We start from the raw sequence: 20,311 nt of genomic DNA on the forward strand, positions 1-20,311 counted from the left end.
GCGGACCGGATCCGTGCCGCGCTGAGCCTACCGTCCCGGAGCGAGAGCCGGAGCCGGCCGGCGCCGCCTGAGCAGCCGCCCCAGCCGTCCGGTCCGGCAACCGGTCGGCTGGGGCGGCCCCGTTCTCTCAGACCCAGCCCGCCAGGACGCCGGTCACCGTCACCGGGGCGCTCGCGGTGGGTGTGCTGGCGGGGGTACGCGAGAAGCGCGGCGCCGGTGCGGGCTGCACCACCCCGTCCACCTCGACGAACGCCCCGCGCTCCCGGTTGTGCGGGTGCCCGGGTGCCTCCGTGGGGGAGAGCACCGGGCTCACGCAGGCGTCCAGCCCGTCGAAGACCGCGGTCCACGCGTCCCGGGTCCGGCTCGCGAACCGGGCGGTGAACGCCGCCCGCAGCTCCGGCCAGCGCTTCCGCTCGAACTGTCCCGGCAGGTCGTCGCCGTCCAGTTCGAGCCCCTTGACCAGCGCCGCGTAGAACTGCGGTTCCAGCGCGCCGACCGCCATGAACCCGCCGTCCGAGGTCGCGTACGTGTCGTAGAACGGCGCCCCGCCGTCGAGCAGGTTCTCGCCCCGCCCGCCCCGCCACGCGCCGGCCCCGATCATCCCGTGCAGGAACGTGGTGAGCAGCGCCGACCCGTCCACCATCGCCGCGTCGACGACCTGCCCGAGCCCGGAGCGTTCCCGTTCCAGCAGGGCGCCGAGCACCCCGACGGCGAGCAGCATGCCGCCACCGGCGAAGTCGGCGAGCAGGTTGACCGGGGCGTGCGGGCGCTCCCCGGCCCGGCCCAGCGGCTCCAGGGCCCCGGCGACCGCCAGGTAGTCGATGTCGTGCCCGGCCGCCGGGGCCAGCGGGCCGTCCTGTCCCCATCCGGTCATCCGGGCGTACACCAGACGGCTGTTGATCGTGGAAGTGACGGCCGGGCCGAAGCCGAGACGCTCGGCGACGCCGGGGCGGAAGCCCTCGACGAGCACGTCCGCCCGCTCGATCAGCCGCAACAGATCGGCGATGCCCGCCTCGGACTTGAGGTCGAGCGTGATGATCCGCCGCCCGCGCTGGAGGGGACCGTTCGGCGGCACGAGCGGGCCCGAGCCGCCGGGACGCTCGACGAGGACCACGTCGGCGCCGAGGTCGGCGAGGACCATGCAGCCGAACGGGCCGGGCGCCAACCCGGCCAGCTCGACCACCCGGACCCCGGTGAGCGGGCCGGTCATGCGAGGTGGAACCGGTCGCCGTAGCGGGCGGCGAGCTCGGCGGCGCGGCCCTTGAAGTCCGGGTGCTGGTCGACGTAGCGCAGGACGCCGCCGGTCCAGGCCGGGAAGCCGATGCCGAGGATCGAGCCGATGTTGCCGTCCGCGTCGGTGCGCAGCACGCCCTCGGAGCGGCAGCGCAGCGCGTCCAGGGCCTCGCTGAAGAGTAGGCGTTCCTGCAGGTCCTCGAAGGGAACCGCGCGGCCCTCGTCGGTGGCGAGCGCGGCGAGCCCCTCCCAGAGCCGTCCCCGCCGTCCGTTCTCGTACGTGTAGAAGCCCTTCCCGGAGGAGCGCCCGGCCCGCTCGTGCCGATCCAGCATCTCCTCGACCAGCGCGTGCGCCTTCTCGTGCCCGACCGCCACGCCCGCCGACGCGTACGCGAGACCGATCTTGCGCATCAGCGTCAGGGTGACCTCGTCGGCGAGGGCGAGCGGCCCGGTCGGGTAGCCGGCCTGCAGCGCCGCCTGCTCCACCGACGCGGCCGGCACGCCCTCGGCGACCATCCCGATCGCCTCGTTGATGAACTGCCCGATCACCCGGCTGGTGAAGAAGCCCCGCCCGTCGTTGACCACGATCGGCGTCTTGGCGATCCGCCGGCCCAGGTCGAACGCGCGGGCGATCGCCGCGTCCGAGGTCTGCCGCCCGACCACGATCTCCAGCAGCGGCATCTTCCCGACCGGCGAGAAGAAGTGCATGCCGATGAAGTCGGCGGGCCGGTCCACGCCCTCGGCGAGCCCGGTGATCGGCAGCGTCGAGGTGTTCGAGGCGAGCAGCGCGCCGGGCGCGAGCACCGGGGCCACCTCGGCGAAGACCTTCGCCTTGAGCGCCGGGTCCTCGAAGACCGCCTCGATGACCACGTCGGCGCCGCGCAGGTCCTCGACGTCGGCGGTGGTGGTGATCCGGGCCAGCACGGCCGGGTCGCCCTCGGCCACCGCCCGCGCCGCGGCCTCGGGGGAGACGTCCTTGACCACGACCTCGAGGCCCGCGCGGGCGCAGGCGTACGCGATCCCGGCGCCCATCATCCCGGCGCCGAGCACCGCGACCTTGGTGGCGGCGGGGACCTCCACGCCGGGCCGGGCCGCGCCGCCGTTGACCGCGCGCATGTCGAAGAAGAACGCGCCGATCATGTTCTTCGCGATCCGCCCGGTGAGCAGCGTGATCAGCCGCCGGGTCTCGATGGTGAACGCGGTCTCCAGGTCGACCTGGGCGCCCTCGACCGCGGTGGCCAGGATCGCCTCGGGCGCCGGCATCCGGTTCCCCTTGAGCTGCTTGCGCAGGGTGGCCGGGAAGGCGGGCAGTTGCACGGCGAGCTTCGGGGTGGCCGGGGTGCCGCCGGGCATCCGGTAGCCGGGCCGGTCCCAGGGCTGGGCCGCGTCGTGGTTCTCCGCGATCCACTGCCGGGCCCGGGTGATCAGCTCGTCCGGGGTGGCCACGACCTGGTCGACCAGCCCGGCGTCCTTCGCGGCCTGCGGCTTGAGGCGCTTCCCGGTGAGCAGCCAGGTCGTCAGGGCCGGGGCCAGGCCGAGCATCCGGACGGTCCGGGTGACGCCGCCGGCGCCGGGCAGCAGGCCGAGGGTGACCTCGGGGAAGCCGAGCCGGGTGCCGGGGGCGTCGAGGGCGATCCGGTGGTGGCAGGCGAGCGCGATCTCCAGGCCGCCGCCGAGCGCGGCGCCGTTGATCGCGGCGACCACCGGGCGGCCGTACGTCTCGAGGCGCCGCAGGTCCCGCTTGATCGTGCCGAGCAGGCCGAAGAGCGCGGCGGCGTCCTCCGGGGTGGCCCGGCTCATGGTCGGCAGGTCGCCGCCGGCGAAGAAGGTGCTCTTGGCGCTCGCCACGATCACCCCGGCGACGTCGTCCCGCTCCGCTTCGAGGCGGTCCAGGGTCGCGCTCATCGCGTCGACGTAGCGCTGATTCATCGTGTTCGCCGATTGGTCGGGGTCATCCATCGTCAGGACGACGATGCCGTCGGCTCCCCGGTCGTAAGTGATCACTGGAACTCCTGAACGCGCTCGATGACCGTGGCGACGCCCATGCCGCCGCCGATGCAGAGGGTGACCACGGCCCGGTGCAGGTCGCGGCGTTCCAGCTCGTCCAGCACGGTGCCGACGAGCATCGCGCCGGTCGCGCCGAGCGGGTGGCCGAGCGCGATCGCCCCGCCGTTGACGTTCACCGTCTCCGGGTCGAGGTCCAGGTCGCGGATGTACTTGAGGACGACCGCCGCGAACGCCTCGTTGATCTCCCAGAGGTCGATGTCGCTCTTCCGCAGGCCCGCCGCGTCCAGCGCCTTCAGCGTCGCCGGGGTCGGACCGGTCAGCATCAGGGTCGGATCGGCGCCGCTCACCGCCGCGCCCACGATCCGGCCGCGCGGGGTCAGGCCCAGATCCCGGCCGACGGACGCGGAGCCGATCGCGACCAGGGCCGCGCCGTCCACGATCCCGGACGAGTTGCCCGCGTGGTGGACGTGCTCGATCGCCTCCAGCCAGTGGTATTTCTGCAGCGCCACCGCGTCGAAACCGGCCTGCTCGCCGATCCCGGCGAAGGAGGGCCTGAGCTTCGCGAGCCCGGCGCGGGTGGTCTCCGGGCGCGGGTGCTCGTCGGTGGTGAGCACGTCCAGACCGTTCGCGTCCCGGACCGGGACCACCGAGCGGGCGAACGCGCCGCCGGCCCGCGCCTTGGCCGCCCGCTCCTGGGAGATCAGGGCCCAGCCGTCCACGTCGTCGCGGCCGAAGCCTTCGAGGGTGGCGATCAGGTCGGCGCTGATCCCCTGCGGGACGAAGTCGGTGGCGAGTGCGGTCTCCGGGTCGAGGAACCAGGCGCCGCCGTCCGAGCCCATCGGGTTGCGGGACATCGACTCGACGCCGCCGGCCAGGATCAGGTGCTCCCAGCCGGAGCGGATCCGGGACGCGGCCTGGTTGACCGCCTCCAGGCCGGAGGCGCAGAAGCGGTTGAGCTGCACGCCGCCGGTGGTGTCCGGCAGCCCGGCGAGCAGCCCGGCCGCGCGGGCCAGGTCGCCGCCCTGCTCGCCGACCGGCGTGACGATGCCGAGGACCAGGTCGTCGATCCGCTGCGGGTCGAGTTCGGGCGCTCGTTGCCGAAGCGCGTCGATCAGCCCGGTGACCAGGGAGATCGGCTTCGTCCCGTGGAGCGCGCCGTTCTCCTTGCCGCGTCCGCGGGGTGTTCGGACCGCGTCGTAGATGTAGGCCTCAGAGGGCACGGGCGATCAGCTCCTTCATGATCTCGTTGGTGCCGCCGTAGATCTTCTGCACCCGGGCGTCCGCGTACATCCGGGCGATCGGGTACTCGGTGGTGTAGCCGTACCCGCCGAAGATCTGCAGGCAGCGGTCCACCACCTCGCACTGTCCCTCAGTCAGGTACAGCTTGGCCATCGCGGCGGTCGCGACATCCAGTTCACCGCGGACGTGCCGGGCGATGCAGTCGTCCAGGAAGATCCGGGCGGCCCGGGTCCGCGTCGCGCAGTCGGCCAGCACCATGCGGGTGTTCTGGTGCCCGATCAGCGGTTTTCCAAAGGCAAGGCGTTCTTTCGCGTACGCCGTGGCGAGCTCGACCGCGCGCTGCATCGCCGCGACGGCGCCCACCCCGATGACCAGCCGCTCCTGGGGAAGTTGCTGCATGAGCTGGAAGAACCCGGTGTTCTCGGCTTCCTCGCCGCCGAGGATGTTGCCGGCCGGTACCCGGAACTCGTCGAAGAAGAGCTCCGCGGTGTCGTTGGCGTGCAGCCCGATTTTCTCGATCATGCGCCCGCGCCGGAATCCCGGGGCGTCGTCCGAAAGCTCGCACACGAGCAGGGAGATGCCGTGGGCCTTTGCGGACTGATCGGTCTTCACGGCCAGGACCAATAAGTCCGCCAAATACCCGTTGGTGATGAAGGTCTTCGACCCGCTCACCAGGAAGGACCGATCGGTCCGGACCGCCCGGGTCCGGATCGCCTGGACGTCCGAGCCGCCGTCGGGCTCGGTCATCCCGATCGCGCCGATCATCTCACCGCTGACCAGCTTCGGGAGCCATTTCCGCTTCTGCTCCTCGGTGCCGTACGCCGCGATGTAGCCGGTGACGATGCCGCTGTGCACGGCGATGCCGAGGCTGCCCTCGCCGGCCAGCTGCTGCTCGTGCAGGAGCACCGCCTCATGGGTGAAGTCGCCGCCCCCGCCGCCGTACTCCTCCGGGATCGAGAGGCCGAGCAGGCCCAGCTCGCCGGCCCGCCGGTAGTGCTCCCGGTCCGGGTGGCCCTGGGCCTCCAGGCGCTCGGTGTGCGGCACCACCTCCTTGGCGAAGAAGGTGCGGGCCAGGTCCGCCAGGTCGTCGTGTTCCGGCCGCCGCCACGGCTCCGAGTAGCCCGACAGGCCGGGCGTGGACTGATTCATCGACCCACCCTCGATCTTTGTTGGCGATGTGTCAATAAGCTCGCGATGAATTGCTCCCATCCATCTCTCCGCGCGCTGGAAACATTGACGAAACGTACATCTCGGTCCCCGATCGATCGACGTGCCGTAGGGTTCCGCTCGTGTCGTTGAGAAGCGCGCCGATCCGGCGCCGGCTGGAACCGGACGCCCGGCGCGAACAGATCCTGGCGGTCGCGATCCGGCATTTCGGGGAGAAACCGTACGCCGAGGTCTCCACCACGGACGTGGCGCGTGCGGCGGGTGTGGCCCGTGGGCTGGTCAACCACTATTTCGGGACGAAGAAGGACTTATACCTCGAGGTCGTCCGGGTGATGCTGACCGTGCCGCCGATGGCCGTCGCGGGCATTCCGGGGGACACACCGCCCGAACGGGCCGACGCGATCGTCGGCTGGTTCCTCGACGTGGTGAGCAGGCACAGCACCAGCTGGCTCGCGGCGATCACCGCCGGCGGGATGGCCGGCGACCCGGACGTCGACCAGGTCATCGAGGAAGCCGTCGATGTGGCTGCGGCGGCGGTGCTGCGTGCGATGGGATTCGGGGAGGATCCCGGCGAGGCGCTGCGCGCGATGGCCCGGGCCTACGTGGGGATGTGCACCTCGATGGCCCGGGAGTGGCTGCAGCGGGACTCGCTCAGCCGGGAGCAGGTGCGGGCGCTGCTCGCCGCGACGCTGCTGACGCTGGTGGAGACCGCCCGGTCCGGACCGGGCGGTCCCCTCAGCTAGCAGCGGTCAGTGGTCGGTACCGCCCGGTCCGAAAGCGGTCAGGAACTTGTCGCGGAAGGCGTTCATCGGCCACTCCGGCGCGGTCGCCGACGGGCGGGTGGACTCGGTCCAGCCCCAGCTGTCGATCCGCTCCAGGACCTTGGGGTCCTTCGCGACGATGGTGATCGGCACGTCGTGGCTGGCGCCCTCGCCGGAGACGACCGGGGACGCCTGGTGGTCACCGAGGAAGACCATCACCAGGTTGTCGTCGCCGTACGTCGTGATCCAGTCGATCAGCGTGGTCAGCGTGTACTGAATGGACTTGCCGTACTCCCGGCGGACCTGCGAGCCGTTGGTCCAGATCTCCGCCTTGGTCGGCTGGTCCGCCACGATCTTGTTGTACACGCTGCCGTCGCCGACCTGGTCCCAGTCCATGAACTCCGGGATCGGCGCCCACGGGGTGTGGCTGGAGACCAGCGGCATCTCCACGAACAGGTTGCCGCGGCCGGTCTTCTGATACTCGTTCTCGGTGAACGCCTTCAGCGTGTACTGGTCCGGCATCGGCGCCCAGCTGAACTTCGGGCCGGTGTAGCCGAGGTTCCGTGAGTCCCAGATCCGGTTGAAGCCGTAGAAGTTCCCCTCCGGCCAGGCCCGGGTCGCGCCCGGCATCACGCTCACCGTGTCCCAGCCGGCCTCCCGGAACAGGTACGGCAAAGTCAGCCGGGTGCTCGCGGTCAGGTTCCGGTACCGGCTCTGGTTGTTGATCCAGAGCCCGGACATCGTGGTCGAGTGGGCCAGCCAGCTGCCGCCGCCGTACGTCGGGGAGGTGAGCCAGCCGCTGCGCACGCCGAAACCGGCCTGGGTCAGCTTGCTGTCGCCGTCCTTGAGCACCGCGCCGATGCCCTGCTCCAGGGTGGGCAGTTCGAGGGCGCTGCGGCCGTAGCTCTCCACGAAGGTGAGCATCACGTCCTTGCCCTTGAGCCCGGTGAGCAGCTGGTCCGACGGCACGTTCTGGAACGCGTCCTGCTTGACCTCCTGCGCGAAGGCCTTCTCGTTGGCCAGGCCGGCCTTCGCCTGCCAGGCCCGGTCCACCGCGTACGTGTAGGTGGTGCGGGCGGCGAGCGGCAGGGTGCCGGCCAGCTGGACGCCGAAGACCAGCGCCATCGCCCAGGCGATCGCCACGCCACCCGCCGTGAAGGCCGAGCCGCGCCGGTGCCGGCTCGCCACCTCGGCCACCCGCAGCATCGCCCAGGTGATCAGGCCGAAAGCGATCAGCAGGATCAGCACGATCCCGGTGAGCGCACCGACCACGCCGGTCACCCCGTACGACTCGTGCACGTAGTCGTACGCGTCGTCGAAGAGCACCCAGTCCAGCACCGGGTCGAACGGCCGGGCCAGGAACTGGAAGAAGCCCATGTCCAGGCACTTCTCCACGACCAGCCAGCCCAGCAGCAGGCCGAGCACGACGGCCGTGATCCGCCGGGGGCGGCGCGGCAGCGCGATCGCCACGCCGAGCAGCACCGCCGCCTCGATCGGGATCCGCACGAAGCTGCCCGCGCCGAGCCGGCTCAGGATGTTCGGCCAGAGCAGCGCGCCGACGACGATCCCGATCGCCAGCAGCGTCAGGATCCGGCTCAGCGTCACCTTCCGGAGCGTCCGGCGTACGCGCCCCGGCTCGGCCTGCTCCGCCGGCGCCTTCTCCGCCGGTGCCTTCTCCGCCGGTGCCTTCTCCGCCGGTGCCTTCTCCGTCGCGGCCATCACGAGCACCGGCTCTGGCGCGGCCTCTGCGGTCGCCGGCTCCCCGGCGGCTGCCTTCCCGGCCGCTGTATCGGTCACCGGTTCCCCGGCCGCGGGCTCGGCGCCCTCCTGGATCTCCAGGGTCTGCGTGGTCGGTGTCGCGTCCTGCCGTCCCGCACCGCTCGTACCGGCCGTGGGCTCGTCGTTCTGGCCGGCCGGGTCCTGCTCGTCCGGCTCGGCCGGCTTCTGCTCGGCCGGCTCCTGCGGGCCGGCGAGGTCACTCTGCTGCACGAAATGGGGAACGCATCCCTGCCCGGGATGGTTCACCAGCGTGACGAAGTAGCGACAGTGCCCTACGGTGATCACCGGTCCGTCCACGGGGGCGGCGGGCGCGGGAGCGAGGTGAGTCGCCGTGACCATGCCGGTGCTACGCCGTACCGATGTCGTCTTCCCGAAAGCGCGGGCGGGAGATCTGCGGATACCACCGCTGGCCCTGACCGACGGGCGAGCGGACCCGGAGTGGGTGGAGCTCTCCTACCACGTGATCACGCCGGTGCCCAGGCCCGCGCTGCGCATCCCCCTCGACCCGGAGGCCGCCGCCCGGGCCCGACGCTTCAACCGGCTCGGCCCGCTCCTGGGCGTGCTGCTCGTGCTGAGCCTGGCCGGTGTCCTCGTCGCCCTCGGCAAGGTGGGTCCCGGGGACGGGCCGTACCTTCCGTTGGTCCTCTTCCCGACGATCCTGGGCTCCCTCGTGTCCGGCCTGCGGCCGAAGCAGAAGCCGACCCCGGTGCCGGGCGGGTTCGTGCGGATCAGCCACGTGGACGCGGTCGTCGCGCAGCACTGGATGGCGCTGAACCCGGGCGTGGTCCGGATCCTCTACGAGGGCATCCCGATCCGCCGCTACAAGCCGATGGTCTACCGCCTGCTCGGCGTGGCCTTCCTGGCGCTCACGGCGGCTCTGATCGCGGTGCTCCTCTTCGTGGACTCGGACATGGCGGCCCACGCGTTCTTCGCCATCCCGGTGGCGGGCCTCACCGCCCTCGCCTTCCTCCTGCAGGGCGCCGGCTCGACCTACCTCGCCGCCGAGCTCGAATCCCCACCCTCCACGGAGGACTCCCCGGCACCCTGATCCGGGGCCCGCGGTGTAAGGAGTGTCATCGACGTCATACCTCTCTTGCCAATTTCCTATATAAGCTATAGGAAATGAGGGGAGGAGGTCGTTCATGCGACGCATCCGGCTCGCTGCCGCTGTCACCGTTACCCTGCTACTTCTCGCCGCCTGCTCGTCCGGTGACGACGGCTCGTCCGGGGGCGTGGCCGCCGGGCAACCCGTCTCCGGGGGGTCCGTCACCTGGGCCGTGGAGACGGAGCCGATCACCTTCAATCCGCATCAATATTCTCAGGCCAAGGCGAGGCTGCTGGTCTGGAACACGTTCGAGGCGCTGCTCACCCACGACGACGAGGGCGGGTACGAGCCCTGGCTGGCCACCGGCTACGACGTCTCGGCGGACGGGAGGACGTACACCCTCACGCTCCGGACGGATGTGACGTTCAGCGACGGGACCGTGTTCGACGCGAACGCGGTGAAGGCGAACATCGATCAGCTGCGGACGCCGGGCTACGCGCCGACCGTCGCCGCGGTGCAGCTCAAGAACCTGGACACGGTCGAGGTGGAGGACGCGAGCACCGTCGTCCTCCACCTGAGGAAGGCCGACGTCCTGATCCTCGACTTCCTCTCCTCACCGCAGGGCGCGCAGATCTCCCCGACGTCGCTGAAGGAGGCGAGGGACCTCAAGGCCGGCGGCCCCGAGCTCGCCGGCACCGGGCCCTTCATCCTGGACCGCTACACCCCGGGCCAGGAGGTGCACTTCACGAGGAACCCCGACTACGACTGGGCCCCGGCGAACGCCGGGCACACCGGGCCCGCCTACCTCGACGAGATCACCTACCGCTTCCTGAAGGAGTCCTCGGTACGGGTCGGCGCGCTCACCTCCGGCCAGGTCCAGGTGATCGAGGGCGTGCCCGCCACCGACGAGGCGCTGATCACCGCCGACGAGAGCCTGACCCTGGAGCGCGGGCTCAACTCCGGGTCGGCGTACTCGTACTACTTCAACACCGCGCACGCGCCCTTCGACGACCTGAGGGTCCGGCAGGCGTTCCGCGAGGCGCTCGACGTGGACGCGGTGCTGACCGGCGTCTACCGGGGGACGGCCCAGCGGGCCTGGAGCGTGATCGGACCGACCAGTCCCTTCTACGACGCGAGCCTGGCGAAGACGTACGGCGGGGACACGGCCGAGGCGAACCGGCTGCTCGACGCGGCGGGGTGGGCGACCAAGGACGCCGAGGGGTACCGGACCAAGGGCGGTGAGCGGCTGACCGTGCGTCTCGTGCAGCCCGCCCCTTACGTCCGGGACCGGCGGGACGTGCTCGCCCAGGCGGTGCAGGCGGCCGTCAAGCAGAGTGCCGGGATCGACCTCCAGGTGCAACTGGTCGACCAGGGCACCGCCACCACGGCGCTGACCGACGGGGCCTACGAGGTCTTCGACAACTCGCGGGCGGACACCGACGCCGGGGCGGCGCTGAACCTGCTGCTCGCTTCGACCGGGGCGATCAACCGGACCGGCTTCAAGGACGCCGGGCTCGACGGGCTGCTCGACGCCGGGGTCTCCACCACCGACGCGGCCGAGCGGACCGAGGCGTACCGGGAACTGCAGAAGCTGGTGGTGACCGACCAGGCCCTGGTGCTGCCGCTCTATGCGCCGCAGGACCAGGTGGCCTTCAGCAACGCCGTCGGCGGGGTGCACTTCGAGCCGACCGCCGGGGTGCCGGGCAGCGCGTACGACCTCTGGGCCGGCAAGTGACCAGGGCGATCCTGCGCCGGGTGGGTGCGGGGGCGCTGGTCCTCTGGGCCGCGGCCACCGCCGCCTACCTGGCGCTGCTCGCCGCGCCCGGGGACATCGTCGACACCATCATCGGGGACGGTGCGGACACCCCGGTGATCCGGGCGCAGATCATCCGGGAGTGGCACCTGGACAGCCCGCCGGTGGTGCAGTACCTCGGCTACCTGGCGCGCGCGGTGACCGGGGACCTCGGGCGGTCGTACCTCCTGCAGCGGCCGGTCGCCGAGGTGATCGGCGGTCAGCTCGCGCCGACGCTGCGGCTGGCGGCGGCCGCGGCGGTGTTCGGCCTGCTGCTCGCGCTGGTGCTGGCGGTCGCGGCCCGGCGTCCCTGGGTACGCCGCCTCAGCTCCACCGCCGAGCTCGTGGTGGTCTCCACCCCACCGTTCCTGATCGGGATCGTGCTGCTCAGCCTCTTCTCGTTCCGGCTCGGCTGGTTCCCGGTCTCGGGTGACCGGACCGTGGCGGCGCTGGTCCTGCCGGCGATCACCATGGGGCTGCCGATCGCCGGGACGCTCGCCCAGGTGCTCCGCGACGGGCTGGACCGGGCGCTCGACGAGCCGTTCGCGGTCACCGCCCGGGCCCGGGGGCTGCGGGAGAGCGCGGTGCTGGTCCGGCACGCGCTGCGGCACGCCCTGCTCCCGGCGGTGACCATGCTCGGCTGGTCGTTCGGGGTGCTGGTGGCCGGCACCGTGATCATCGAGAACGTCTACGGCCGGCCCGGGCTCGGCCAGGTCACCCTGCAGGCGGTCAGCGGCGGCGACATGCCGGTGGTGCTCGCCGTGGTGGTGCTCTCCGCCGCCGCGTTCGTGCTGATCAACACGTGCGCCGATCTCGCGTACCTGATCATCGATCCCCGGTTGCGAAGGAGCTGAGCGGTGTCCATCATGCTCACCCGGCCGCGGGCCGCGATCCGCACGCTGCGGCGGCCCCGGATCGGCGTCGGCCTCGCGGTGATCTTCCTGGCCCTGGCGCTGACCGCGGCGCTCCGGCCGTCACTGCTCGCCGGCGACCCGCTCGCCGCCGATCCGCTGCACGTCCTCGAGGCGCCGTCCGCGCTGCACTGGTTCGGCACCGACCAGCTCGGCCGGGACGTCTTCTTCCGGGTGGTGCACGGTGCCCGGCACTCGCTGGTGATCAGCGTCGCCGCGATCGGCATCTCGGTCGGCGTGGGCATCCTGATCGGGCTGACCGCCGGGCTCGGCCACCGGGTCGCGGACGAGGCGCTGAGCCGGTCGGTCGACGCGCTCTCCGCGTTCCCGCTGATCCTGCTCGCGCTGCTGTTCATCGCGATCGCCGGGATCGGCACCACCAGCCTGATCGTCGCGATCGGGGTGGCGCTGGTGCCGCACTTCGCCCGGGTGGTGCGCGCCCAGACGTTCGTGGTGCGGCGCGCCGCCTACGTCACGCACGCGGTCTCGTTCGGCACGTCGAAGACCCGCCTGGTGGTACGCCATGTACTGCCCAACGTGCTCGGCCCGGTCCCGGTGCTCGCCGTGATCGGGCTGGGCGAGGCGATCCTGCTCGCCGCGGGACTCAGCTTCCTCGGCATGGGACCGCAGCCACCGTCGCCGGAGTGGGGCGCGATGATCTCCGAGAGCCGTGGCTACCTGCACATCGCCTGGTGGGCGTCGATCCTGCCGGGTGCGGTGGTCACCGCCACGATCATCTCCCTCACCGTCACCGGCCGCTTCCTGCAACGCCGCTTCGAGGGACGTGAGACCGTATGACCGAAACAGCCCAGGCCGCCGCATCCGGGCCCGGCCGTGACGACGAGGCCGCGCCGTCGGGGACCGGGGAGTCCGCACCGGCCGGGCCCGCGCTGGTCCGGGTCGAGGATCTGCGGGTCACCTTCCACCTGCCGCGGCGCACCGTCGCAGCGGTCCGCGGGATCGATCTCACCATCGAGCCCGGGGAGTGCGTGGCGATCGTCGGTGAGTCCGGGTCCGGCAAGAGCGTCACCGCGCGCAGCCTGGTCGGACTGGCCGGTCCGGGTGCGCGGGTGGAGGCCGCCCGTTTCGAGGTGGCCGGCCGGGACGTCCGCCGTTTCGCGCCCCGCGACTGGCGCCGCCTGCGTGGTGGCTTCGCCGGACTCGTCCTGCAGGACGCGCTCGTCTCCCTCGACCCCCTGCGCACGGTGGGCGCGGAGATCGGCGAGGTCCTGCGGGTGCATGGTCCCTCCGGTCTCTCCCGTACGGCGCAGGTGCGCCGCCTGCTGGAGGAGGTGCACGTCCCCGAGCCGGACCGGCGGGCCAGGCAGTATCCGCACCAGCTCTCCGGAGGACTCCGGCAGCGGTCGCTGATCGCCTCGGCGCTGGCCGGCGGTCCCCGGCTGCTGATCGCCGACGAGCCCACCACGGCACTGGACGCGACCGTTCAGGCCCAGATCCTCACGCTGCTCGCCGAGCGCCGGGAGGCGGGCGAGACGCTGCTCCTGATCAGCCACGACCTCGCCGTCGTCTCCCGGCTGGCCGATCGTGTGCTGGTGATGAAGGACGGCCGCGTGGTCGAGGCGGGTGCCACGCCGGTGCTGCTCGGCGCCGCGGAGCACCCGTACACCACGACGCTGATCGCGGCGGCGAGCGGGCGGCGGAGGGTGACCACCGTGGAGCCCGGCCAGGTGGTCGCCGAGGCGACCGCGCTGCGCAAGGTCTACGCGGACCGGACCGTGGTGCGCGACGTCGACCTGAGCATCCGCCGCGGTGAGATCGTCGGGCTGGTCGGCGAGTCCGGTTCGGGCAAGACCACCGTGGCTCAGCTGCTCTTCGGGCTGGTGGAGCCGACGTCGGGGAGCGTGGACTTCGAGGGGCAGCGGTTCAGCGGCATCCCGGAGCGCGCCCGCCGTCCGGTGCGCCGCCGGCTCCAGCTGATCGCCCAGGACCCGCTCTCCGCGTTCGACCCGCGCTGGACGGTACGCCGGATCGTGGCCGAGGCGCTGCCCCGCGGCGCCGCCGTCGCGCCGATCCTGGAACGGGTCGGTCTCGGCGAGGAGCTGCTCGACCGCTACCCGAGGCAGCTCTCCGGCGGGCAGCGGCAGCGGGTCGCCATCGCCCGTGCCATCGCGCCCCGGCCGAGTCTGATCATCTGCGACGAACCGGTCTCGGCGCTGGACGTGTCCGTTGCGGCCCAGGTGCTCGACCTGCTCGTCGACATCCGGGAGAAGGACGGCACCGCGCTGCTCTTCATCTCGCACGACCTCGGCGTGATCCGTGATCTGGCCGACCGGGTCCTGGTCATGCACGACGGCCGGGTCGTCGAGCAGGGGCCGGTGCGGTCCGTCTTCGACCACGCCGGTCATCCGTACACGCGCAGGCTGCTCGCTGCCGTACCCAAGCTGGAGGTTTTCGCATGACCCTGAGACTCGCGGTGGCGCTCGACTCGTCATCCTTCGACGCCCCGGAGTGGATCTCCCGTGTCCGGGGGGCCGACGAGGCCGGACTCGACTTCGTGACCATCGAGGACGGCTTCGGGCGGCACGGCCCGGACGCGGTCCTGGTGGCGTCGCGCGTCGCCCCGCTGACCCGCGACATCGGGCTCGTTCCGGTGGCCACCACCACCCACACCGAGCCGTTCCACCTCTCCACCGCGCTCGCCACGCTCGACTGGGTCAGCCGGGGGCGGGCCGGCTGGCAGGTGCGCGTCTCGCCCGACCCGGCCGAGTTCGCGCTGGTCGGGATCCGCGAGCCGCTCGGGGTCGAGGACCTGCTCGCCGAGGCGGGTGACGCGGTCGAGGTGGTCCGGCGGCTCTGGGACAGCTGGCAGGACGACGCGATCGTCAAGGACGTCGCCACCGGCCGGTTCATCGACCGGGAGCGGCTGCACTACATCGACTTCGCCGGCCGCTTCTTCAGCGTGAAGGGGCCGTCGATCGTGCCCCGGTCGCCGCAGGGGCAGCCGGTGGTGACCGCTCTCGCCCACTCGGCGGCGGTGTGGGACGCGCTCGACGCCGACCTCTTCTTCGTGACGCCCTCCGACGTGGACGGTGCCGCGCGGATCGTCCGGCGGATCCCGGCCGGGCGGAAGGTCTTCGCCGACCTGGTCGTCGCGGCGAACCCGGTCCCGTCCGATGCCGCCGTCTTCACCGGCGACACCGAGCAGCTCGCGGACCTGATCGCCGGATGGGAGCCCTCCGGGATCAGCGGTTTCCGCCTGCGGCCCGGTACCCCGGACGACCTGACGTCCATCACCCGGGACCTGGTGCCCGTGCTCCGGGAACGTGGCCTGTTCCGGCCCTCGCCCGGCGGCACGCTCCGGGAACGCCTGGGCCTGCCGGTCGCCGTCAACCGTTACGAAGGGGCCGTCCATGCCTGAGAAGACCCAGCCCAAGCAGATCATCCTCGCGGCGCACTTCCCCGGCGTGAACAACACGACCGTCTGGAGCGACCCGCGGTCCGGCAGCCAGATCGACTTCGCGTCGTTCGAGCATCTGGCCCGGACCGCCGAGCGCGGGAGGTTCGACTTCTTCTTCCTCGCCGAGGGGCTCCGCCTGCGGGAACAGCGCGGGCTGATCCACGACCTGGACGTGGTCGGGCGCCCGGACACGCTCACCGTCCTCACCGCGCTGGCCGCCGTGACCACGCACCTCGGGCTGGCCGGCACGCTGAACGCGACCTACCACGAGCCGTACGAGCTGGCCCGTCAGCTGGCCACCCTCGACCACCTCTCCGGCGGGCGCGCGGCGTGGAACGTGGTCACCTCGCCGGGGGCGTTCTTCGGCGAGAACTTCCGCCGCGGCGGGTTCCTCGACCACGCCGACCGGTACGTCCGGGCCGGGGAGTTCATCGAGGCCGCCCGGACGCTCTGGGACTCGGACGGCGGGGACTTCGCGATCCGGTCCGCACAGTTCGGCATCGCCGGGCGCTTCGGGGTGCCGCGCAGCCCGCAGGGGCACCCGGTGATCCTGCAGGCCGGCGACTCGGACGGCGGCCGGGAGCTGGCCGCGAAGCACTCCGACGCGATCTTCTCCCGGCACCACCAGCTCGCCGACGCCCAGGACTTCTACCGCGACGTCAAGGGCCGCCTGGCGAGGTACGGCCGTACGCCGGACTCGCTGAAGATCATCCCGGGCGTCTCCTACGTGCTCGGCGACTCGGACGCCGACGCGCAGGAGAAGGCGCACCACATCCGGCGCCAGCAGGTCAGCCCGCAGACCGCGATCCTGCTGCTGGAACAGCTCTGGAACCGGGACCTCTCCGAGTACGACCCGGAGGGGCCGCTGCCGGCGATCGACCCGCTGCTCGACGAGGACGACACCATCATCAAGGGCCGGGCCGGCATGTACCCGGACCGGCGCAAGACCGCCGCCGAGTGGCGTGCCCGCGCCGAACAGAAGGGTCTGTCCATCCGCGACCTGATCATCGAGGTCACCGGCAGGCAGAACTTCATCGGTACGCCGGACCGGGTCGCCGCGCAGCTGAACGAGTACGTCCAGACCGACGCGTGCGACGGGTTCATCCTCGTCTCCCACCTGACGCCGAGCGGGCTGGACGACTTCGTGGACCGGGTCGTGCCCCTTCTGCAGGAGCGGGGCGTGTTCCGTACCGAATACGGATCCTCGACCCTGCGCGGAAACCTGGGGCTCGCATGAGGTTCCTCCTTCTCACGCTGATCACCCACTTCGATCACGCCAAGAGCCCGGCCACCCGGCTCCGCGAGGTCGTGGAGAGCGCGGTGCTCGGCGAGGAGCTCGGGTTCGACGCGTTCGCGGTGGGGGAGCGGCACGAGCGGCCGTTCCTCTCCTCGTCGCCGCCGGTGATCCTCAGCCACATCGCCGCGAAGACCTCCCGGATCGAGCTCTGGACCGGGGTCACCACGCTCAGCCTGCTCGACCCGGTCCGCGCCTTCGAGGACTACAGCACCCTGGACAACCTCTCCGGCGGGCGACTGCAACTGATCATCGGAAAGGGCAACGGGGCGGCGCAGGCCGAGCTCTTCCACGTGACCACCGAGGACCAGTGGGAGCGGCTGCGGGAGAGCTACGACCTGTTCCGCCGGCTCTGGCGCGAACCGCGGGTGACCTGGTCCGGGAGGTACCGGCCGTCGCTGACCGGGGCGGAGACCTGGCCGCGCCCGCTCCAGCAGCCGATCACCGTCTGGCACGGCAGCGCCACCAGCCGGGAGTCGGTCGACCTGGCCGCCCGGTACGGCGATCCGCTCTTCTCGGCGAACGTCACCAATCCGATCGAACCGTACGCCGAGCTGGTGGATTACTATCGGGAAAGATGGTCTCATTACGGACATTCCACTAAGCCTCGTGTGGGGGCCGGGAGCGCGGGGTTCCACGTCGCGCGGACCTCGCAGGAGGCGATCGACACGTACCGGCCGATCTGGCAGGCCCGGATCGACCAGTTCCGCAGGGTCGGCGTCGAGCCGGTCTTCCCCACCGTCGAGGACGCCGTCGAGCGCAGCTCCGCACTGATCGGCAGTCCACAGCAGATCATCGACAAGGTCCACCGCTACCACGAGCGGTTCGGTCACGAGGTCACCCACCTGGCCGCCGAGACCGAGGGCCTCACCGAGAAGCAGCAGCGCGCCAGCCTGGAGCTCTTCGCCAGTGATGTCGCACCCGTGTTACGCCGGCTGAAAGGGCGGTAGGACCATGCCCGTACCCCTCTCCATCCTCGACCTCGCCCCGCTGGTCTCCGGCGGGACCGTCGGCGACGCGCTGCGGCGCACGCTCGACCTGGCCCGCAGCGCCGAACACTTCGGCTACCACCGGTACTGGGTCGCCGAGCACCACTTCACGCCCGGGGTGGCCAGCGCCCAGCCGGCCCTGCTGCTCGGCCAGATCGCGGCGGTCACCGACCACATCCGGCTCGGCTCCGGCGCGGTACAGACCGGACACCAGACGGCGCTCTCCATCGTGGAGCAGTTCGGGCTGCTGGACGCGCTCCACCCGGGGCGCTTCGACCTCGGGATCGGCCGCTCCGGCCAGGCGAAGAAGGAGGCGCTCCGGCAGGAACGGGTGCACCGGGAACCCCAGCAGGAGCGGGTCGTCGACGGCCTGCTGATCCCCAAGCCGTTCTCCTGGGCGCCGATCTTCGCCTCGGACCGCACCGCGCTCGCGGCGAGCCTGCTCTCCCAGCCCGGCGCGGAACCCCTGGCGCTCGGCGAGATCCTCGACCAGATCGAGGCGCTGCTCGCGGGGCCGTACGCCGACGGGAAGGGCAACGCGGTCACCGCCGTACCCGGAGCCGGGTCTGATCTCGAACTGTGGCTCCTCGGATCCAGCGGTGGGGAGAGCGCGCGGACCGCCGGCGCCCGGAGCCTGCCGTTCGCGGCCAACTATCACGTGGCGCCGGCCAAGGTCCTGGAGGCGGCCGAGGCCTATCGGGAGTCGTTCGTCGCGTCCGCGGCCCGGCCGGAACCGCACCTGATGGTCTCGGCCGACGTGGTGGTCGCCGAGGACGACGCGACCGCCCGGCGGCTGGCCGCGCCCTACGCCCACTGGGTACGCAGCATCCGGACCGGGCTGGGCGCGGTGCCGTTCCCGAGCGAGGCGGAGGCGGCCGCCGCCACCTGGACGGAGGCCGACCGTGAGCTGGTGGCCGACCGGGTGTCGACGCAGTTCGTGGGCTCGCCGCAGACGGTGGCCGAGGGGCTGCGCACCCTGCAGCGGGTGACCGGCGCCGACGAACTGCTGATCACCACGATCACGTACGACCACGCCGACCGGGTGCGCTCCTTCGAACTGCTGGCCAAGGAGTGGAGCTCGTGACCGGTCAGGACGGGTGCGCCGGTCAAGACGGGTGCGCCGGTCAAGACGGGTGCGCCGACGGGGTGCGGGGGCAGTAGGAGCGGGCGCGGTGGGCCATGGTGCCGGGCTCGTCGGTGGCGCCGCAGTGGACACTGCCCAGGGAGGCGATGGTCCATGCCGTGAGGGTGCCGTTGACCGGGGTGGTGCAGTCGACCGTGAACGGGGCCGAGACGATGGCGGCGCTCTCGTACAGGAGCCAGTCCGTGCCGGTGGGATCGCCGGAGACCTCGCTGCCGGAGGAGTAGTCGCCCGGGGCCATCGCGGCCGTGCCGGATCTGACGGGGATACCGGAGGTACCGGCGAGCGAGGCGACGAGCTCGTCGATCCAGCCGTCCGGCGCGGCGATCCGGGAGACGGACGTGGTGAAGGGCTGATCCATGACCACGGTGCCCTCGAGGTCCTCGTCACCGGTGTAGCGGGTCACCCGGTACAGGCGCTGGTCCCTGACCGATTCTGCCCAGCTGATGTGTGCGCCGGGGAGCTCGCAGCCGGGTGGGACGCTGGCCGGGGTGGCCGGGCGGGTGCCGGGCGTGGCGCAGGCGGCGGTCAGGCCGGCGGTCAAGCCGGCGGTGAGGACGGCGAGGGCCGCGCGCAGGATCACCCATCGATGATCTCAGGCCGGGGCCGTCCGGTGGGGTCCGTCAGGGCTGTCACCATTTGCGCCGTCGCAGGGTGGACCGTGGAGCGCCGGGGACCATCGCGCAGGCGAGGACGAGCCGGTCGATCCGGTCCGGGTGGCGCTGGGCGGCGGCGAGAGCGTACCCACCGCCGCCGGAGATGCCGGCCAGGGCGGTGCGGTCCAGGCCGAGGTGGTCGAGGAGCACGATCACGTCGGCGTCCCACTCGTGGAAGCCGGCGCCGGTTCGGGCGGGGCCGGTGCGGGCCTTGTCGGTTCGGGCCTTGACGGTCGGGGCCGGTGCGGGCCTTGTCGGTTCGGGCCTTGACGGTGCGGGCCTTGTCCGTCCGGGCGGGATCGGTGCGGCCGCGTCCGGGCCGGTCGGGGGCGATGGCGCGCAGGCCCGCGGCGCGGAAGGCGGCGTCGACGGGCGCCGCCTGGTAGCGGCTGCCGGGAGAGCCGTGCGCGATGACGACCGGCGCGCCGGCGGGGTCGCCGTATTCGCAGAAGGCGATCGTGCGGCCGTCCGGTGCGGTGAAGGTCCTGGTGTCCGTCATGCCGTGTACGCCCTCAGGCCGATAATGATCGTGTCGAGGCCGGCGGCGAAGCGGCGTTCGTAGTAGTCGCCGGGCTTCGGGGTGAACTGGCGTTCGTAGTAGTCGCCGGGCTTCGGGGTGAACTGGCGTCCGTCGTGGTCGCCGGGCTTCGGGGCGAGCGGGCGCTCATAGCCGGCGGGCTTCGGGGTGGCTGGGCCGAGGCGGATGGCGGCGCCGGGCGCCTGGAGCGGGGCCCGGCGGCCAGCAGAATCACGGGTCTCTCAAGGTCCGCGAGACACCCTTGGTCGCCAGCCGCGACGATCATTCCGCCGTTCAAGATTCGTCTCCGCCGCGGGGGCCCACCCCCACGGGGGAGACGTCGGTGTGTGGAGAGTCAGGGC

17 protein-coding genes are annotated in these 20,311 nt (G+C 72.0%); 10 read left to right on the forward strand and 7 right to left on the reverse strand.

Going from position 1 to position 20,311, the window contains the following annotated elements; translation table 11 throughout:
• Nucleotides 1–127: 127 nt before the first annotated feature.
• Genes AB0M08_RS28645 through AB0M08_RS28660 form a run of 4 tightly spaced genes read right to left on the reverse strand, consistent with a single transcriptional unit; the run spans nt 128 to nt 5,628 of the window.
• Entirely contained in the window at nt 128–1,210 is a 1,083-nt protein-coding gene (locus tag AB0M08_RS28645) for a CaiB/BaiF CoA-transferase family protein (RefSeq protein ID WP_364499587.1), read from the reverse strand.
• Nucleotides 1,207–3,237, reverse strand: a complete 2,031-nt coding sequence (locus AB0M08_RS28650) for a 3-hydroxyacyl-CoA dehydrogenase NAD-binding domain-containing protein (RefSeq protein WP_364499590.1) — start codon at nt 3,235–3,237, stop codon at nt 1,207–1,209. Before AB0M08_RS28650 ends, AB0M08_RS28645 begins: the two co-directional genes overlap by 4 nt.
• Complete coding sequence (locus tag AB0M08_RS28655; protein WP_364499592.1) at nt 3,234–4,460, reverse strand: acetyl-CoA C-acetyltransferase; 1,227 nt, start codon at nt 4,458–4,460, stop codon at nt 3,234–3,236. The genes AB0M08_RS28650 and AB0M08_RS28655 overlap by 4 nt, the downstream gene beginning before the upstream one ends.
• Complete coding sequence (locus AB0M08_RS28660) at nt 4,450–5,628, reverse strand: acyl-CoA dehydrogenase family protein (RefSeq protein WP_364499595.1); 1,179 nt, start codon at nt 5,626–5,628, stop codon at nt 4,450–4,452. Before AB0M08_RS28660 ends, AB0M08_RS28655 begins: the two co-directional genes overlap by 11 nt.
• Nucleotides 5,629–5,768: 140 nt before the next feature.
• On the opposite strand from AB0M08_RS28660, the gene AB0M08_RS28665 reads away from it, so the two are divergent.
• Nucleotides 5,769–6,389 carry a TetR/AcrR family transcriptional regulator gene (locus tag AB0M08_RS28665; protein ID WP_364499598.1) on the forward strand — a complete coding sequence of 207 codons (621 nt, stop codon included), beginning with the start codon at nt 5,769–5,771 and terminating at the stop codon, nt 6,387–6,389.
• A gap of 6 nt (nt 6,390–6,395) precedes the next feature.
• Here the strand turns inward: AB0M08_RS28665 and AB0M08_RS28670 are convergent, their stop codons facing one another.
• On the reverse strand, nt 6,396–8,396 hold the full coding sequence (locus AB0M08_RS28670; protein ID WP_364499601.1) for a sulfatase-like hydrolase/transferase: 2,001 nt from the start codon (nt 8,394–8,396) through the stop codon (nt 6,396–6,398).
• 121 nt (nt 8,397–8,517) lie between these two features.
• Between AB0M08_RS28670 and AB0M08_RS28675 the strand changes: the two genes are divergently transcribed.
• The 9 genes from AB0M08_RS28675 to AB0M08_RS28715 all read left to right on the forward strand — a co-directional run bounded on the left by AB0M08_RS28675 (nt 8,518) and on the right by AB0M08_RS28715 (nt 18,719).
• Nucleotides 8,518–9,234 (forward strand): hypothetical protein, encoded by a 717-nt coding sequence (locus tag AB0M08_RS28675; RefSeq protein ID WP_364499604.1) that lies wholly within the window; start codon nt 8,518–8,520, stop codon nt 9,232–9,234.
• Between the two features lie 94 nt (nt 9,235–9,328).
• The gene (locus AB0M08_RS28680; RefSeq protein WP_364499607.1) at nt 9,329–10,966 is read left to right on the forward strand and encodes an ABC transporter substrate-binding protein; all 1,638 of its coding nucleotides are present in this window, start codon (nt 9,329–9,331) and stop codon (nt 10,964–10,966) included.
• Nucleotides 10,963–11,877: an ABC transporter permease gene (locus tag AB0M08_RS28685; protein WP_364499609.1), complete on the forward strand. Its 915-nt coding sequence runs from the start codon at nt 10,963–10,965 to the stop codon at nt 11,875–11,877. Before AB0M08_RS28680 ends, AB0M08_RS28685 begins: the two co-directional genes overlap by 4 nt.
• Before the next feature lie 12 nt (nt 11,878–11,889).
• Entirely contained in the window at nt 11,890–12,732 is an 843-nt protein-coding gene (locus tag AB0M08_RS28690) for an ABC transporter permease (RefSeq protein ID WP_364499692.1), read from the forward strand.
• Nucleotides 12,729–14,354 carry an ABC transporter ATP-binding protein gene (locus tag AB0M08_RS28695; RefSeq protein WP_364499611.1) on the forward strand — a complete coding sequence of 542 codons (1,626 nt, stop codon included), beginning with the start codon at nt 12,729–12,731 and terminating at the stop codon, nt 14,352–14,354. Before AB0M08_RS28690 ends, AB0M08_RS28695 begins: the two co-directional genes overlap by 4 nt.
• A complete protein-coding gene (locus tag AB0M08_RS28700) occupies nt 14,351–15,313 on the forward strand; it encodes an LLM class flavin-dependent oxidoreductase (protein ID WP_364499613.1) in 963 nt (320 codons plus the stop codon). Before AB0M08_RS28695 ends, AB0M08_RS28700 begins: the two co-directional genes overlap by 4 nt.
• Nucleotides 15,306–16,589: an LLM class flavin-dependent oxidoreductase gene (locus tag AB0M08_RS28705; protein WP_364499616.1), complete on the forward strand. Its 1,284-nt coding sequence runs from the start codon at nt 15,306–15,308 to the stop codon at nt 16,587–16,589. The genes AB0M08_RS28700 and AB0M08_RS28705 overlap by 8 nt, the downstream gene beginning before the upstream one ends.
• Nucleotides 16,586–17,596, forward strand: a complete 1,011-nt coding sequence (locus tag AB0M08_RS28710; protein ID WP_364499618.1) for an LLM class flavin-dependent oxidoreductase — start codon at nt 16,586–16,588, stop codon at nt 17,594–17,596. The genes AB0M08_RS28705 and AB0M08_RS28710 overlap by 4 nt, the downstream gene beginning before the upstream one ends.
• Before the next feature lie 4 nt (nt 17,597–17,600).
• On the forward strand, nt 17,601–18,719 hold the full coding sequence (locus tag AB0M08_RS28715; RefSeq protein WP_364499621.1) for an LLM class flavin-dependent oxidoreductase: 1,119 nt from the start codon (nt 17,601–17,603) through the stop codon (nt 18,717–18,719).
• Between the two features lie 40 nt (nt 18,720–18,759).
• Here AB0M08_RS28715 and AB0M08_RS28720 read toward each other — a convergent pair whose 3' ends face one another.
• Both AB0M08_RS28720 and AB0M08_RS28725 read right to left on the reverse strand, forming a co-directional pair.
• Complete coding sequence (locus AB0M08_RS28720) at nt 18,760–19,359, reverse strand: hypothetical protein (RefSeq protein ID WP_364499624.1); 600 nt, start codon at nt 19,357–19,359, stop codon at nt 18,760–18,762.
• A gap of 49 nt (nt 19,360–19,408) precedes the next feature.
• Nucleotides 19,409–19,732, reverse strand: coding sequence for an alpha/beta fold hydrolase (locus AB0M08_RS28725; RefSeq protein ID WP_364499695.1), 324 nt, complete (start codon nt 19,730–19,732; stop codon nt 19,409–19,411).
• Between the last annotated feature and the right edge of the window lie 579 nt (nt 19,733–20,311).

Source organism: Actinoplanes sp. NPDC051851, from assembly GCF_040681165.1.
GTDB lineage: Bacteria > Actinomycetota > Actinomycetes > Mycobacteriales > Micromonosporaceae > Actinoplanes.

Bases quoted from the DNA above. Each gene is read 5' to 3' on its own strand.
- AB0M08_RS28705 (WP_364499616.1), top strand. From the start codon at position 15,306: ATGCCTGAGAAGACCCAGCCCAAGCAGATCATCCTCGCGGCGCACTTC.
- AB0M08_RS28660 (WP_364499595.1), bottom strand. From the start codon at position 5,628: ATGAATCAGTCCACGCCCGGCCTGTCGGGCTACTCGGAGCCGTGGCGG.
- AB0M08_RS28690 (WP_364499692.1), top strand. From the start codon at position 11,890: ATGCTCACCCGGCCGCGGGCCGCGATCCGCACGCTGCGGCGGCCCCGG.
- AB0M08_RS28715 (WP_364499621.1), top strand. From the start codon at position 17,601: ATGCCCGTACCCCTCTCCATCCTCGACCTCGCCCCGCTGGTCTCCGGC.
- AB0M08_RS28695 (WP_364499611.1), top strand. From the start codon at position 12,729: ATGACCGAAACAGCCCAGGCCGCCGCATCCGGGCCCGGCCGTGACGAC.
- AB0M08_RS28700 (WP_364499613.1), top strand. From the start codon at position 14,351: ATGACCCTGAGACTCGCGGTGGCGCTCGACTCGTCATCCTTCGACGCC.
- AB0M08_RS28680 (WP_364499607.1), top strand. From the start codon at position 9,329: ATGCGACGCATCCGGCTCGCTGCCGCTGTCACCGTTACCCTGCTACTT.
- AB0M08_RS28645 (WP_364499587.1), bottom strand. From the start codon at position 1,210: ATGACCGGCCCGCTCACCGGGGTCCGGGTGGTCGAGCTGGCCGGGTTG.
- AB0M08_RS28710 (WP_364499618.1), top strand. From the start codon at position 16,586: ATGAGGTTCCTCCTTCTCACGCTGATCACCCACTTCGATCACGCCAAG.